Origin of the sequence: Chromobacterium sp. Beijing, assembly GCF_021496765.1 — a bacterium.
GTDB lineage: Bacteria > Pseudomonadota > Gammaproteobacteria > Burkholderiales > Chromobacteriaceae > Chromobacterium.
In genome coordinates this window covers 3,796,396-3,810,728 of the sequence record NZ_CP053750.1, presented here as the reverse complement: position 1 = coordinate 3,810,728, position 14,333 = coordinate 3,796,396, and the positions used below count along the sequence as shown (strand labels likewise).

Genomic DNA, 14,333 nt, shown 5'->3' with positions numbered 1-14,333 from the left:
CACTTAATTTAGATAGGGAATCCATCATGAACGCCCCCATCCACCCCCTGGCCCGTGAACTGAACCAACTGCAGCCGTTCAACCTGGCGGACTTCTACAAAACCGGCCATCCCTCCATGTATCCGGCTGCCACCACCAAGCTGGTGGCCAATTTCACCCCGCGTTCGGCCAAGTACGCGCCGGTGCTGCCGGAGCTGTTCGACAATAAGGTGGTGTGGTTCGGCCTGCAGGGTTTCATCCAGCAATACCTGATCGATTTGTTCGACCAAGAATTCTTCCGCCAGCCGCGGGACAAGGCGGTGCGCAAATACCAGCGCCGCATGGATACGGCGCTGGGCGCCGGCGCGGTGCCGGCAGGCCGGCTGGAAGCGCTGCACGCGCTGGGTCATCTGCCGTTGGAAATCCGCTCCCTGCCGGAAGGCGCGCGGGTGGACATCAAGGTGCCGCCGGTGATCTTCAGCAACACGCATCCGGATTTCCCCTGGGTGGCCACCTATTTTGAAACCCTGTTCAGCTGCGAATCCTGGAAGCCGTCCACCGTGGCCACCATCGCGTTTGAATTCCGCAAGCTGCTGGATTACTTCGCCCGCCTCACTGGCAGCGCGCCGGAGTTCGTCAATTGGCAGGGCCATGATTTTTCCATGCGCGGCATGAGCGGGGTGCACGACGCCATGCGCTGCGGCGCCGGCCACCTGCTGTCCTTCACCGGCACCGACACCATTCCGGCGCTGGACTATCTGGAGGACTTCTACGACGCGGACGCGGAGCGGGAACTGGTGGGCGGCTCCATTCCGGCGTCGGAGCACAGCGTGATGGCGCTGCGCATCCTGCTGACGCTGCAGCGGCTGCGCCGCGACCCGGCCCACGCCGGGCTGGAGGAGGCGGCGCTGCGCCGGCTGGCGGAGCGTGAGGTGGTGCGAGAATTCGTCAGCCAGGACTATCCGCGGGGCATGGTGTCCATCGTCAGCGATACCTTTGATTTCTGGAACGTGCTCACGGTGATTGCCCGCGAATTGAAGGACGACATCCTGGCGCGAGGTCCGGACGCGCTGGGCAACGCCAAGGTGGTGTTTCGCCCGGACTCAGGCGATCCGGTGAAAATCCTCACCGGCTACCGCGACGAGGAACTGGTTCGCGTCGACGGCCTGCCGGCGCGGGACGCGAACGGCGCGTACACGGCGCTGGCCGACGGCCAGCGGGTGACGGAGGCGGAGCGCAAGGGCGCGGTGGAGTGCTTGTGGGAGATTTACGGCGGCACGGTCAGCGACGCCGGCTACCGGCTGCTGGACAGCCATGTGGGCCTGATCTACGGCGACTCCATCACCCTGCCGCGCGCCCGCGCCATCCTGCGCCGGCTGGCGGCCAAGGGCTTCGCCTCCGGCAATGTGGTGTTCGGCATCGGCAGCTTTGTCTACGGCATGAATTCGCGGGACACCTTCGGCTATGCGTTGAAGGCGATTTACGCGGAAGTGGATGGCGAGGCGGTGGATATCTACAAGGACCCGGCCACGGACGACGGCACCAAGAAATCCGCCAAGGGCCTGCTGCGGGTGGAGCGCGAGGGCGATCATTACGTGCTGCACCAGCAGCAGACGGCGGAGCAGGCGGAGGGTGGCGAATTGCGGCCGGTGTTCCGCGACGGCCGCTTGCTGGCGCGGCAATCGCTGGCGGAAATCCGGCAGCGGCTGATGGCTTCCTGGCAATGCCCGGAACCGGGCAGCATCCGCTGGGGCGCGGAGGACTGAGGCGCAGTAGGTTGTGAACGGACTCTAAGAACGTGTTTACGATCTCGCGAGCTAAGGCGAGACAAGGCGTTGCGGCTGAGAAAGCGGAATGTACGCGTGGTACATGAGCATTTCGAAGCGGTTTTCAACGCCGTATCGCCGACGCGTAGCAGATCGTAAACAGGTTCTAAGGCCGGGCGTCATGCCTGGCCTTATTGCATTGTCGGGGACTCAATCAAAGCTCAGCTCCACGGTGGCGGCGGCATTGACCAGGCCGGGCCGGATGGCGGGGCCGCTGGCGGCGTAGCGCACCACCATGGGCAGCGCATGCTGTTGCCTGGCCGCCAGGCTGGTGAACTCGGTGCCCAGTGTATAGGCGCCGGTTTCGCCCTGGCGCTGCAGCTCCAGCCCAATGCCCTGGGCGCTGCCAGGCCCGCCGGCGATGCTCAGCAGCGTGCCGGCGGCGCCGGGCGCGTTGGCGTCGCTCAATTTGGCGCTGACGCTGGTGCCGGGCGCGCAGTCCAGATCGATGTTGAACGGCTTATCGCCGGTGCGGCCGGCGCCGGCGAAGTCTCGGGTGCTGGCGTCGGGCAGGCGGACGGTTTGGCCGGCGTTTTTGAACGAGCAGCCTATCACCCTGATGGCGGGCTGATTGAAGGAGTAGGTGTAGAGCGGCTGTCCGTGATCGCCGCCTTTCTTGTTCTTGTAGTTGACGGCATGGCTTTCCGGATTGAGCCGACCGGAGGTCACCGGGCCGGTTGTGACCAGTTCGATCGTGTCGGTAATGGTGACGGTATCGTTCAAGGGCATGCCGCGTAGATTGGTGCGGCCATTGTTCAGGCTTGTGGTGCTGAAGGTCTGAGATTTTCCGGAGTGGGTATTGCTGTTTATCCAGCGAATGCCGATGCCGGAAGTTTGGGTTTTTCTGACGCCGCTAAGCGATGAGCTGCCGTTGTCGGTGTTGCCATAGGACAAAAAGGCGTACCAGTTGTGTTGGCCGTTGGCGCTGCGCTTGTCGCATTTGACCGTGGTTGTCAGCACCTGCTTGGCGATCAGGTGCCCGGCGGGCGCCAGGTATGGAATTACCAAGGGATCGGGAAGCGCTGGAGTGATGGTTGATGAAACCACTTTGCAATCGGCATGGCTTGGGCGGCTGCAGCTTCCCAGCGTCAATAGCAAGACGAGGCAGGCCAGCAGCGGGCGGCGGGTAGGCGGCGTGTGCATTTGGGTATCCTTTTCTTTGATTAAGCGTGGTGCTTAGTGGCAGGGCAGTTCTAGCCGCAGGTAATGACGCCCTGGCTTGGCGGGCGGCAGCTTATAGCGGGCGCTGCAGCCGCCGCCGCTCCATTTCACGGCCAGCAGGCCTTTCGGTTGTTTAAGCAAGAGCAACGTCCGGCCTTGCGGGTCCACGATGCCCAAGGGTTGGCCGGCGTCGTCCTCCACGCTGGCGCCAAACGGCGCCGCGCTGCCGTCGCGGCGGCGCAGGCTGAATTGAACGCGTCGGCCGCTGCGCGCCTTGAACACGGCCTTCACCACCGCGCCGCGGCGCGGCACCACTTGCTTGACGCCGTCCTCCAGTTCCAGCGCCGCGCCCAGTTTGAGGCTGTCCAGGCTCAGGCTGTTGGCGCGATAAGGCTGGGCGTCGGCGCGCACGCTGTAGCCGTTGTCGTTCAGGCCGGCGGCACCGTCCACTTGCAGGAGGGCGAAGGTGTCGCCGACGGTGCGGCTGAGGTTGAGGCCGCCGCCGTGGACGACGATGGCGCCGTTGGCGCCCAGGTTGGCGGATTGATGGCCGCGGGCGGCGCTGTAGGCAGCGCTCAGCTGCGCGACATCGCCCTGATGGACGCCGCTGGCGTTCAGGCTGGTGTCGCCCTGGCTGTCGCGGCCCACCGAGACGGTGTAGCTGTCGGCCTCGCCCAACTGGCCGCTGAGGCTGGTGTGCAGGGCGTCGCGGCCAAGCTGGGCGCTGAGCTGCGGGGCGTGCCGCCCGCTGTCCAGCGGCAGGCTGAAGCCCAGCGTGATCTGGCTGTCGCCTTGGCCGCGGCCGTCGCGGCTCCGGCTGAGGCTGAGGTGGTAATGGAATTGTTTCCAACGGTGGCTGTAAGCCAGGTTGAGGCTGTGGCTGGCGCCGGGCCGGCCCCAATCATTCTGTCGGCTGAGGCTGAGATAAAGGCTGCCGCGGCGGCCTTCCCGGCCCAGCGTCTGTTGGGCGCTGAGGTCCATCCGGGCGCGCGCGCGGTGTTGGTTGGCGCGCTGGGCCAGGTCCGCCGCATGATCGTTGAAGCTGCGATAGCCGGCGGTGGAGTAGCGGTAAGCGGCCAGGGTGAGCTGGGTCTGGGTGCGGGGCAGGGCCTTGTGGTACAGCAGGCGCAGGCTTTGCCCCTGGCTGCGGCGGCCTTGGGCGCGGCTGAGGGATTGGCTCAGGTCCAGCGACAGCGCGCCCAGCGGGGTGTTGGCGCCCAGGCCCAGCTTGACGGCCTGGAAGCGCGGCGAGAGCTGGAAGCCGGCGGCCACCGTGCCGTCGTCGCTGAGGCCGTAAACCAGCGCGCCGGCGGCCAGCGCGGGACGGGCCGCTTCGCCGCCCTGGTATTGGCCCAGCGCGGCGTGGTATTTCCAGCGGCCTTGGGCTTGCATCAGCGGCAGGCTGGAGAAGGCTTGATGGCTGACGCGGCGGCTGCCGTCGGCTTCGGTCACCGTGATTTCCAGTTCGCCGTTGGAGCCGGAGGGGCGATGTCGCTGAACTCGAAGGGGCCGGGCGGCACGTCGGCGCGGTGCAGCACATAGCCGTTCTGACGCACTTCCACCGTGGCCTGGCTCCGCGCCTGGCCGCGGATCACCGGACGGTAGCCGCGCTCGCTGTCCGGCAACATGGCGTCGTCCTGGCTCAGTTGCGCGCCGCGGATGCGCGAGCTGTCGAACAGCATGGCGTCGGTGTATTGCTCGCCCAGCGCCAGCTGGCTGCGCAGCGCGGTGATGTCGCGCTGCAGCAGGGTGCGGTTACTGCGTATTTCTGTCGCTTGGCCGGTATTCCCGTTGAGGGTGGCGTCGTTGCGCAAGCGCCAGTCGCCCAGATTGAGCCCGTTTTGCAGGCCGAGATACCACTGGCGGCTGGCGCGGCCGTGCTGGCCCCGGCGGTATTGGCCGCTGAATTGGTAATTGGCGTAAGCGGCGTTGACGCCGGCGTCCCACAGCGAGGGGTCGACATAGCCGTCCGCGCGGCGCAGCAGATGGGCTTGCGGCACGGAAAGCTCAAGTTGCAGCCGGGTGGAGTCGTAGCGCGCTTGCGCGTGCTCCAGGCGTTGGGGCAGGTCCACGCAGGCCTCGTCGCCGGGGCCGGACGGCGGCAGTTTGACGCCCAGCTTGCGCAGCAGCGCGGCGTCCAGGCAGGGACGCACTTTGCCGTCCCGTTCCTGGCGGAACAGGATGTCGCGGCGGTCGGCCAGCTGGCGGTTGAGCAGGATGTCCACGCGATAGCGGCCGGGCAGGATGTCGTTGCCGGCGCTCAGCACCGCTTTGAGGTCCGCCGCCTGTCCGTCCAGCTTCAGAAAACGGGTGTTGAAGACGGGCGCGTCCGCCGCCAGCGCCTGCGCGCAGGCGATCAGCCCGCAGGCGCAGGCCAGCGGGATCGCGGCGCTGCGGCGGGCAGGGGACGTCAGCGGCTTGCTTCTCATCGCCTTGCGGTCCGGCGGCCGGCTCAGGGCTCCAGCCGGCGCGGCTGGGCGGGCGCGGCGCCTTGCAGCCGGACTTCAAAAGCCTGGCTGGCGCCAAAGTCGTTGATGATCTGGTAGCGCAAGCGCGCGTCGTTTGCGGCATCGGCGGGCAGCGGCCATTGCCCGCCGGCGCCGGGCGCCAGCATCCGGGCGCGGCTGATCTCCTTGGATTTTCCGCCGGACAGCAGGCTCAGGCCGGTCACGGTCACGTGGTAGCGGCTGGGGTTGTCCGCTTGCAGCCAGCTGTTGCCGCGCTCGCGCCGCAGCCGCCAACGCAGGCGTTCCGGCGCTTGCAGCGCGTCGCCGTCCAGGCCCGGCGGGCGGTAGAACACCTTGACGCGCTGGCGCACCGCCAGTTGCAGCACATTGCCTTGCCCGGCGGCTTGCGGGATTTCCTGCACATTGAGCCAGAAGGCGGTTTCCCGTTGATCGGCCGCGCCGGCGCCGGCGTAGAGGATGCGCAGCAATTGCTCCTGCCCGGCCGGCAGCCGCGTCAGCGGCGGGGTGATGGCGAAGGGCAGTTCGGCCTTGTCGCCGTCCAGCGCTTCCAGCCAGGATTGCACCAGGATGTCCGCGCCGTGGTTGCGCACGGTGACGGCGGCTTCCGGATGCGCGCCGTCGAAAATGACGCGGGTGCCGTTGAGGCTGATGCCGGCGTCGGCGTGGGACATGGCCAGCCAGGCCGCCAAGCCGGCGGCTTGCAGCAGGGTTTTCATGATGGGGCCCTGAAAATAGACAACGGCGGGAAGCCCGCCGCTGTGGGTGGAGGAGGCGAGGGCTTAGTCGTAGCTCAGTTCGAAGGGGAGGTCGGCGGTGACAGTGCCTGCGCTCATGCTGGCGCGCAAAGCGCTGGTGGTGACATAGACGGCGTCAAGATCAATGGTTTCCGAGGCATTGAGAGCCGCTTTGGTTCGAAAGACTCCTGTGCTCAGGTCCAGCGGAGTGCCGCCTTTATAGACGGCGATGCCCACGCCTTTAGCCCCACTGCTTGCGGTATTGGCTAAGGCTGTAGTGTTGCTCGCAAGCCTCGATCCAGGGAGTGCCGTGAATTTGGCTTCGACATTGCTCGCGCCGCTGCATTGAATCTTGATCTGAAAAGCCTGTTTCTCCAGTGGCGCTTTACCCAGATCGACGATTTTGTCCATGGTGATAGGGGACATGCTGACTGCGAGAACGGGCGCGATGGCCGTGCCGCTTCTGGTTGCGCCGGTACCGTTATCTATTGTGCAGGTGGGGCGGTGACGCTGCCGGTGAAATGGATGCTGCCCTTTTGGGTGACGGCGGCCTGAGACGCCAGCGGAAGCGCGGCGGCAAAGACGGCCGCCAGGGCCAGCAGGCTGTGTTTTTGTTTCATGGTGGTCTCCAGTGGTTGCGGCGCGCAGGTGCTTGGCCTGGGCCTTGAGTGGAGACGGCATGATAAAAACACATTCAATTCAGGTCTTTAGCCTGACTTTGAGCGCTTCTTACCTTTTCTTACCAAGCCATAACTTTTCTTGTTTGGACTTTTTGATATCGGCAAACAAGGTTTAAGCCGCTCATGGGGATTGATAAGAGTTTAAACCTGTCCTTTTGGACAGGTTTGTGAAAATGGCAATTTTATAGGATTGTCCGCTAAGTGCCGGTTATCTAAAATGTTTTGACTCAAATTTTGTCATCTCCACCCTCATTACGCCTCAAGGCCCCCATCCGCAGACCAGGTCGAAGCCCGTCGCCATGGGGGCTTTGCATAAGGCTGGTTTGGGGGTGTTTTGATTTTGGATAGTTCGAAGGACCGCCCCATGGACCTCAGCAGCCTGCTCGCCAGCTTCGCCTCCGCCTTCAACCAGGACCAGCGCCTGCTCACCCTCAGCCTGGGCGACGGCAGCGTGGCGGCCGAGCAATTGCTGCCGCTGAGTTTGGCCGGCGAAGAAGGCGTGTCCCGGTCTTACGCCTACCAGCTGACCTGTCTGTCTCCGGACGGCAAGATCGAACTCAAGAGCCTGCTCGGTCTGCCGGCCCGGCTCGGCATCCTCGACGCCGCCGGCGCGGAGAGCCTGCGCTGCGGCGTGGTGTCCAAGGCCGAGTGCCTGGGCTCGGATGGCGGCTTCAGCCGTTATCAGCTGACCATTGAGCCGCCGTTCGCGCTGCTGCGTCACCGCGTCAGCTCGCGGGTGTTCCAGGATCAGTCGGTGCCGGACATCGTCACGCAGATCCTGAGCGAGCATCAGCAGGCCAATCCAGTGTTCGCCCGCGTGCAGGCCCAGGACTTCAAGACCGGCCCGGCGTCGCCGCGCAGCTACTGTCTGCAATACCGCGAGAGCGATTACGACTTCATCGTGCGCCTGCTGCATGAAGAGGGTTACGCCTGGCGTTTCGACCATCTGGACGGTGACACACCACAAGTGCGCTTGGTCGCCTTCGACGACCCTTACAGCCTGCCGCCGGCCGGCGTCGAGCGGGTGCGCTTCCACCGCAGCGACGCCACCGAGGCCGAGGATGGCCTGACCGAGTGGAACGCCCAGCGCCAGATCGTGCCCGGCGCGGTGGCTTTGGCCAGCTTCGACTACCAGCCGGTGCAGACCCAGCACAGCGGCGACGACAGCCGCATCGACCAGGGCCAGAACGGCAAGGCGCTGCAATCCTCCTTGCACGACTACGACCCGCAATCGCTGTACTACGCCGGCGACGCCGACCAGCTCAGCCACTACGCCCAGCTGCGCCAGCAAGCGCATGACCTGAACGCCAAGCAGTTCAGCGGCGGCGGTTCGGTGCGCGGCCTGGCCGCCGGCCAGTGGTTCCGCCTGGACGACCATCCGGCCCACGACGGCGACAGCAGCGAGCAACGCGAATTCGTCGTCACCCGCCAAGCCTTAAGCGCGCGCAACAACCTGCCGGCCGACCTCAAAGCGCTGGCAAAAGCCGAGGACGCCCAACCCTTCCGCGCCGACTTCGACGCCCAACGCCGCGGCGTGCCGCTGACCCCGGCCTACGCCCACACCGAACTGGCCAAGCCCAAGTCCCGCGGCGTGCAAACCGCGACCGTGGTCGGCCCGCAAGGCGAAGAAGTCCACACCGACCAGCACGGCCGCATCAAGGTGCAATTCCACTGGCAGCGGCCGGAAGAACACCCGAGCATAGGCGCTGGGATGGACGACAAATCCTCCTGCTGGCTGCGCGTGGTGATGCCCAGCGCCGGCGCCGGCTGGGGCCATCAATTCATCCCGCGCATCGGCCAGGAAGTCTTGGTCGACTTCATCGAAGGCGATATCGACCGCCCGGTGATTACCGGCGTGCTCTACAACGGCAGCCACCCGACGCCGGACTTCAGCGGCGCGGGCGCCTTGCCGGCCAACAAGACCCTGTCCGGCATCAAGTCCAAAGAACACCAGGGCGGCCAGTACAACGAACTCTTGTTCGACGACACCCCGGGCGAAGTCCGCGCCAAGCTATCGAGCGAGCCGGGCAAAACCCAACTCAACCAAGGCTTCCTCACCCAGCCGCGCAGCAATGGCAAGGCCGAACCGCGCGGCGACGGCTTTGAACTACGCACCGACAATCACGGCGCCATCCGCGCCGGCCACGGCCTGCTGCTGAGCACCGAAGCGCAGAACGGCGCGTCCGGCAAACAGCTGGCGCGCGAACAAGCGCAAAGCCAGCTGGACGCGGCCTTGGCCCTGAGCCAAAGCCTGGGCGACACCGCCAGCGGCCAGCAGGCCGATACCATGGAAACCGGGCCGGACAAGGTCAATCCGGACAATAGCAAGGCGGGAAAAGGGGATAAGGGGCATCTGCAGCACCAGGCCGCGGCCTTGAAAGCTTGGGAAGCCGGTTCCAACACCGACAAGGACGGAAAGACCGCCAAGGAACAGACGGGCCGCCAGCCCTTGCTCATCCTGTCCGCGCCGGCCGGCATCGCCAGCCTGAGCCAGCAAAGCCAGACCGTGGCGGCGGGAACCAATCTGGACCTGGTGGCGCAGCGCGACACCAATCAAACCTCGGGCCGTCGCTGGCTCCATAACGTGGGCCAGCACATCAGCCTGTTCGTTACCGGCCTGCAAGACAAGATTTCGCTGAAGCTGATTGCGGCCAAGGGCAAGGTGCAGATGTTGGCGCAGAGCGACAGCGTCGAGGTCACCGCGGACAAGGACGTGACGGTGACTTCCTGCAAGGAAAGAATCACGGTGGCGGCCAAGCAGGAAATCCTGCTCAACGTCAGCGGCGGCGCTTACATCCGCATCGCCGGCGGCAATATCGAGCTGCATTGCCCCGGCAAGGTGTCGGTGAAGGGCGCCAGCCATCAGATGAGCGGGCCGGCGCAAATGACGGTCACGCATCCGGATTATCCGCAGAGCATTCCCAGGATGCCGTTGTCGCTGCGCCTGGATCAATCGCCGCAAGGCGGCAACAGCAGCTGGACCGGCATGCCCTATACCCTGCATGCCGACGGCGGCGAGGTGGAGCGCGGCATCATTGACGAAAGCGGCCACCTGGCGGTCAAACATGCGGTCACCACGCAAAAATACACGGTGGAGCTGGCCAACGGCGTCAAGTTCGATATCCCGGTGGCCAATGAACTGAGCAAACCGGACAAGGGCGCGCTGGCCAACGCCGGCTTCCATAAAGTCGTGGCCGGCGGCGCGCCGCCGGACGGCCGCGTGGAGCCGGATGAGCATGCGCGCGCGCGCTACCACCGTTTGCTGAATGGCGAGGCCGACGCTTCGCCCGCAGGAGAGTAATAAATGAGCGCGAACACGATAGTCTCCCCGATCTGCGTCAAAGAGCCGCTACGGGCCAATTTGACCCTGCCCTGGTTTTTGCAGACCAGCGAATACGCGCCCCATGAGGGCAGCTTCCAGCCCCTGGTCAACGGCGAGGCGGCGTTTGCCTCGGTGCATTACGTCATCGCCAAGGCCAAGAAAAACGTCAGCATCATCTGCTGGGGCTTTCAGCCGTCCATGTACTTTGTCCGCAAGGGCGCGGACATGGTGAAGTACGCGGACATCGCGGAAGCCGTGCCGGCGCAGATAGGCAAGCTGCTGGAGCATAAGGCCAAGCAGGGCGTGCAGGTGCGGGTGCTGTGTTTTGCCTCCAAGCCGGCCGGCATGTACGTCAACAGCACCGGCGCCACGGTGGATGAGTCGCAAACCCCGGGCCGCTGGAGTGTGGGGATTAAGGACAAGCCGGGCTATGAAACCCCGGAGCAGTATAAATACGATTCGCAGTGGTATTCCTGGTATGACGAGGACCAGCCGGCGGCCGGCGCCTCGGACAAGATTGTGCGGGACAGATTTCACAAGGATATCCCCAGTAAATACCTGCATTTCCGCAGCCGCGGCTTTGGCCCTTATACCCGTACTCATATTGCAACGCAGGATTACGACGATAAGGGTTTGAAGAAAAGAACCAAGACCGCCTTGGCGATAGGCCCCAGCCATCACCAGAAAATGGTGCTGGTGGATTACGACGACGCGCAAGCCCATGTCGGTTTCGTCATGGGTCACAATATGTTGGACGAGTACTGGGACACCAATGCCCACAGCGCCAAGCCCAAAGCGCCCAATCTGGGCCGCAACGGCACGGTGGGGCCGCGCGAGGATTTTTCCAGCCTGATCACCGGCCCGGCGGTGGGCGATCTGTTCCACAATTTCCGCCGCGCCTGGCGCGACGAAACCAAGGAAGACCTGCCGTTGCCCGGCTGCGGTTTCGGCGGTTATGCGCCGCGGGTGGATGGGCAGGCCAATAAGGCCGCCATGGTGCAACTGCTGCGCACCCAGCCGGAATACAAGAAACAGGACATCAAGAAGCTGTATCTGAAGGCGGTCAACAACGTCACCTCCTACATCTTCATCGAAAACCAGTATTTCCGCTGGCCGCCGCTGGCGGAAAAGATCAAGGATGTGGCCAAGGCGCAGAAGCAGGCCGGCCGCCCTTACCCTATCTATCTGTTCGTGATCACCAATACCAGCGACGCCGGCGTGGGCGCCGGCACGGTCAACACCTACCGGATGCTGGACAGCCTGGGGCGCGCCGATACGATTCCCGGTGTGGCGCGCCAGGAAAAGGCGGATGATGTGGAGGCCAGGCTGGGTCAGGCCAAGCAGGCGGAACGAGAGGCCAAAGTGGTGAGCGCCTTGAACGTCATGGCGCCGGCAAAGCTCAAAAACAAGATCAAGGAAGCGGAGGCAGACGCCACGGCTTATCGCGAGCGTATGGAAAAGGAGTACGAGGCAGCCCAAAAGCCGGACGCCCCCATTGCCGCGGTAGAGCAGCCCGGGCTCAAAACCCATATTTGCTCCATCGTGGCGCCGGACTCCCCTGGGGGGCATGGGCTGAAACCTATATCCACGCCAAGCTGATGATTATCAACGACGCTTTTCTGACGCTGGGTTCGGCCAATATCAACACCCGCAGCATGCAGGTGGACAGCGAGTTGAACATCGCTTTGGATCGGCCGGAAATCTCCAAGCCGCTGCGCCAGGAGTTGTGGGGGAGGCATACCAATAGTTGGTCTGGAGCGAATCCAGATCGGATGGATAAAGAAGCTGAGGCAAAAGGGGTTTATGACCAATGGCGGGTGATACTTGATGCGAACAACTCCGCATTTAAAAACTCTTACCCTCCTATCGCAGCTTTAAGAGAGTTCCGACGTATTGATCCGGCCCGGAGTAATAGTGATTAAGCCCACATTTCTGACCCTGATTCTGACCCTGAGCCTGGCCGCCTGCGGCGGCGCCAAGGAGCGTTCCGTGCCTGATTTGAAAGAAGTCGAAGCCAAGCTGGCCTTCAACTGCGCGTATGAGAAAGACCATCTGCCGGCTCTGACCCCGGAAGCGGAGCAGTTATACCGCTACGCCCGCTGGTTGCAGAAGAATCAAATCGAGAAGGAAGACCCGCTGCGCTTCCCGGAGATGGAGCGTTATTACCGCATCGCCACGGCTCACGGCCATTACAAGGCCAATCTGGACTTGCGCGACATGATAGGGCGGGGCACGGCGCGCAGCGACGACCCGGTCAAGGAAACGCTGGACCTGACCCAGGAACTGATAGACCGCGGCATTCCCGGCGGCTACTACGATATGGGGCGTTATCTGAAGGCCGGCTACGGCGTGAAGCAGGACGAGGAGCTGGCCAACCGCTACTACCGCAAGGCGGCGGACCTGGGCAGCCCGGAGGCGCAGTATCTGGTGGGAGACAAGCTGACGGGTTTGACGAATGCGCAACCAGGCCCCTTTGCTGTTGGCAATCAGATGATTAGATGCGCTGGAGAGCAAGGGCATGCCAAAGCAGCGAAAGAGTATGCTGTTCAAATGATGAGTGAAGGGAAACTTGCAGAAGCTATCAAGTATTTTCAAATTGCTACTAGATTGGGGATGAAGGTGCGGCAGCATTTCTAGCAAATGGGTTTGCTACTCCATCTATTGATAGTAACGACATAGCCAATCGGTATAGATATTTGGGGCTGCCAAAAGACGAAGAACGGATTCGTCGCTATAAATTGATCGGCGGAGTTCTCAGCGACTACTCCTATGCCCACCCCAAGGTGCCGGAATTGGACGAGATCGTGCCGTTGCCACCGGCCCCGCTGCCGGCTTGGGACGGCAAGCTCAAGTGGCTGGAGGCGTTCAAGGCCAATGTGCCGCCGGAAAAACCGTCGGAAGTCTTGATGAGCCAACTGGCCGCGGCCAAGGGCCTGGACCCTAAGACCGGGCGGCCGCTGAACGGCAAGCATGGTTAAAACGCTGTACGCCTTGTCGCTGTTGGGGGCTCTGGCCGCCTGCGGCGCCAAGGAGCGTTCCGTGCCTGATTTGAAAGAAGTCGAAGCCAAGCTGGCCTTCAACTGCGCGTATGAGAAAGACCATTTGCCGGCCTTGGCCCCGGAAGCGGAGCAGCTATACCGCTACGCCCGCTGGTTGCAGAAGAACCAGACCGAGAAGGAAGACCCGCTGCGTTTCCCGGAGATGGAGCGTTATTACCGCATCGCCACGGCTCACGGCCATTACAAGGCCAATCTGGACTTGCGCGACATGATAGGGCGGGGCACGGCGCGCAGCGACGACCCGGTCAAGGAAACGCTGGACCTGACCCAGGAGCTGATAGACCGCGGCATTCCCGGCGGCTACTACGATATGGGGCGTTATCTGAAGGCCGGCTACGGCGTGAAGCAGGACGAGGAACTGGCCAACCGCTACTACCGCAAGGCGGCGGACTTGGGCAGCCCGGAAGCGCAGTACTTGGTGGGAGATAAACTGACCAACTTGACGGTTGCACAGGCAGCTGCGTACTCCGTTGGTTTGAAAATGAAAAAGTGTGCAGGTGAACAAGGGCATGGAAAGGCCGCGAAAGAGTACGCTGCATCAATGATGGGTGAGAATAATCCCGAAGCGGTTAGGTTTTTCCAGCTAGCAATTAAGGCTGGAGATGCGACAGCTGCTGCTTTCCTTGTTAATGGCTTCACTACATCAGCTATCGATGCCAATGATAAGACAAGTCAGTACAAGTACTTGGCTTTATCAAAGGATGATGAGAGGGTTCGTCGTTACGAGTTAATTGGAGGAGTTCTCAGCGACTACTCCTACGCCCACCCCAAGGTGCCGGAATTGGACGAGATCGTGCCGCTGCCGCCGGCCCCGCTGCCGGCCTGGGACGGCAAGCTCAAGTGGCTGGAGGCGTTCAAGGCCAATGTGCCGCCGGAAAAACCGTCGGAAGCCTTGATGAAGCAGCTGGCCGCGGCCAAAAGTCTGAATGCCAAGACTGGGCGGCCGCCGGGCGGGGGGCGCGATTGACGCCGGTTTTGCAGCGGGTCGCGGCCCGTTCGCGCTGAACTGACGCCCGTCACCCCCACCGAACCCTTGAGTTCGGGAGGAATCAGACTCTATGTGCCGGCTGTCTGGCCGGCCGCATCCCTTCCCATTCCCCTCCT

General features: G+C 63.5%; 12 protein-coding genes and 1 pseudogene. 7 read left to right on the top strand and 6 right to left on the bottom strand.

Annotated features, from left to right (window positions below; translation table 11 throughout):
- The first annotated feature begins 26 nt into the window (after positions 1-26).
- A complete protein-coding gene (locus HQN78_RS17700) occupies positions 27-1,745 on the top strand; it encodes a nicotinate phosphoribosyltransferase (protein WP_235085270.1) in 1,719 nt (572 codons plus the stop codon).
- A 210-nt stretch (positions 1,746-1,955) separates the two neighbouring features.
- On the opposite strand, the gene HQN78_RS17695 is transcribed toward HQN78_RS17700, so the two are convergent.
- The 6 genes and pseudogenes from HQN78_RS17695 to HQN78_RS25585 all read right to left on the bottom strand — a co-directional run bounded on the left by HQN78_RS17695 (position 1,956) and on the right by HQN78_RS25585 (position 6,788).
- Positions 1,956-2,948, bottom strand: a complete 993-nt coding sequence (locus tag HQN78_RS17695) for a fimbrial protein (RefSeq protein WP_235085267.1) — start codon at positions 2,946-2,948, stop codon at positions 1,956-1,958.
- Between the two features lie 33 nt (positions 2,949-2,981).
- On the bottom strand, positions 2,982-3,248 hold the full coding sequence (locus HQN78_RS17690; RefSeq protein WP_255701252.1) for a FimD/PapC C-terminal domain-containing protein: 267 nt from the start codon (positions 3,246-3,248) through the stop codon (positions 2,982-2,984).
- Between the two features lie 54 nt (positions 3,249-3,302).
- Positions 3,303-5,395: pseudogene (locus tag HQN78_RS17685) on the bottom strand (fimbria/pilus outer membrane usher protein); the annotation flags it as partial.
- Between the two features lie 23 nt (positions 5,396-5,418).
- Positions 5,419-6,150, bottom strand: a complete 732-nt coding sequence (locus tag HQN78_RS17680) for a molecular chaperone (RefSeq protein WP_235085264.1) — start codon at positions 6,148-6,150, stop codon at positions 5,419-5,421.
- A 63-nt stretch (positions 6,151-6,213) separates the two neighbouring features.
- Complete coding sequence (locus HQN78_RS17675; protein ID WP_235089858.1) at positions 6,214-6,618, bottom strand: fimbrial protein; 405 nt, start codon at positions 6,616-6,618, stop codon at positions 6,214-6,216.
- A gap of 35 nt (positions 6,619-6,653) precedes the next feature.
- Positions 6,654-6,788 carry a hypothetical protein gene (locus tag HQN78_RS25585; RefSeq protein ID WP_255701255.1) on the bottom strand — a complete coding sequence of 45 codons (135 nt, stop codon included), beginning with the start codon at positions 6,786-6,788 and terminating at the stop codon, positions 6,654-6,656.
- A 424-nt stretch (positions 6,789-7,212) separates the two neighbouring features.
- Between HQN78_RS25585 and HQN78_RS17670 the strand changes: the two genes are divergently transcribed.
- Genes HQN78_RS17670 through HQN78_RS17645 form a run of 6 tightly spaced genes read left to right on the top strand, consistent with a single transcriptional unit; the run spans position 7,213 to position 14,196 of the window.
- Positions 7,213-10,149: a type VI secretion system Vgr family protein gene (locus tag HQN78_RS17670; protein ID WP_235085262.1), complete on the top strand. Its 2,937-nt coding sequence runs from the start codon at positions 7,213-7,215 to the stop codon at positions 10,147-10,149.
- Positions 10,150-10,152: 3 nt separating this feature from the next.
- The gene (locus HQN78_RS17665) at positions 10,153-11,769 is read left to right on the top strand and encodes a phosphatidylserine/phosphatidylglycerophosphate/cardiolipin synthase family protein (protein ID WP_235085260.1); all 1,617 of its coding nucleotides are present in this window, start codon (positions 10,153-10,155) and stop codon (positions 11,767-11,769) included.
- Positions 11,769-12,092 carry a hypothetical protein gene (locus HQN78_RS17660; protein WP_235085257.1) on the top strand — a complete coding sequence of 108 codons (324 nt, stop codon included), beginning with the start codon at positions 11,769-11,771 and terminating at the stop codon, positions 12,090-12,092. The genes HQN78_RS17665 and HQN78_RS17660 overlap by 1 nt, the downstream gene beginning before the upstream one ends.
- The gene (locus HQN78_RS17655) at positions 12,085-12,807 is read left to right on the top strand and encodes a tetratricopeptide repeat protein (protein ID WP_235085253.1); all 723 of its coding nucleotides are present in this window, start codon (positions 12,085-12,087) and stop codon (positions 12,805-12,807) included. The genes HQN78_RS17660 and HQN78_RS17655 overlap by 8 nt, the downstream gene beginning before the upstream one ends.
- Positions 12,777-13,148 carry a DUF6396 domain-containing protein gene (locus HQN78_RS17650; RefSeq protein ID WP_370646613.1) on the top strand — a complete coding sequence of 124 codons (372 nt, stop codon included), beginning with the start codon at positions 12,777-12,779 and terminating at the stop codon, positions 13,146-13,148. The genes HQN78_RS17655 and HQN78_RS17650 overlap by 31 nt, the downstream gene beginning before the upstream one ends.
- Positions 13,141-14,196 (top strand): DUF6396 domain-containing protein, encoded by a 1,056-nt coding sequence (locus HQN78_RS17645; RefSeq protein WP_235085251.1) that lies wholly within the window; start codon positions 13,141-13,143, stop codon positions 14,194-14,196. Before HQN78_RS17650 ends, HQN78_RS17645 begins: the two co-directional genes overlap by 8 nt.
- Positions 14,197-14,333 lie beyond the last annotated feature (137 nt).

Excerpts from the sequence above, each read along its gene's own strand:
- HQN78_RS17670 (WP_235085262.1), top strand. The coding sequence starts at position 7,213 with ATGGACCTCAGCAGCCTGCTCGCCAGCTTCGCCTCCGCCTTCAACCAG.
- HQN78_RS17665 (WP_235085260.1), top strand. The coding sequence starts at position 10,153 with ATGAGCGCGAACACGATAGTCTCCCCGATCTGCGTCAAAGAGCCGCTA.
- HQN78_RS17680 (WP_235085264.1), bottom strand. The coding sequence starts at position 6,150 with ATGAAAACCCTGCTGCAAGCCGCCGGCTTGGCGGCCTGGCTGGCCATG.
- HQN78_RS25585 (WP_255701255.1), bottom strand. The coding sequence starts at position 6,788 with ATGAAACAAAAACACAGCCTGCTGGCCCTGGCGGCCGTCTTTGCCGCC.
- HQN78_RS17695 (WP_235085267.1), bottom strand. The coding sequence starts at position 2,948 with ATGCACACGCCGCCTACCCGCCGCCCGCTGCTGGCCTGCCTCGTCTTG.
- HQN78_RS17700 (WP_235085270.1), top strand. The coding sequence starts at position 27 with ATGAACGCCCCCATCCACCCCCTGGCCCGTGAACTGAACCAACTGCAG.
- HQN78_RS17645 (WP_235085251.1), top strand. The coding sequence starts at position 13,141 with ATGGTTAAAACGCTGTACGCCTTGTCGCTGTTGGGGGCTCTGGCCGCC.
- HQN78_RS17660 (WP_235085257.1), top strand. The coding sequence starts at position 11,769 with ATGATTATCAACGACGCTTTTCTGACGCTGGGTTCGGCCAATATCAAC.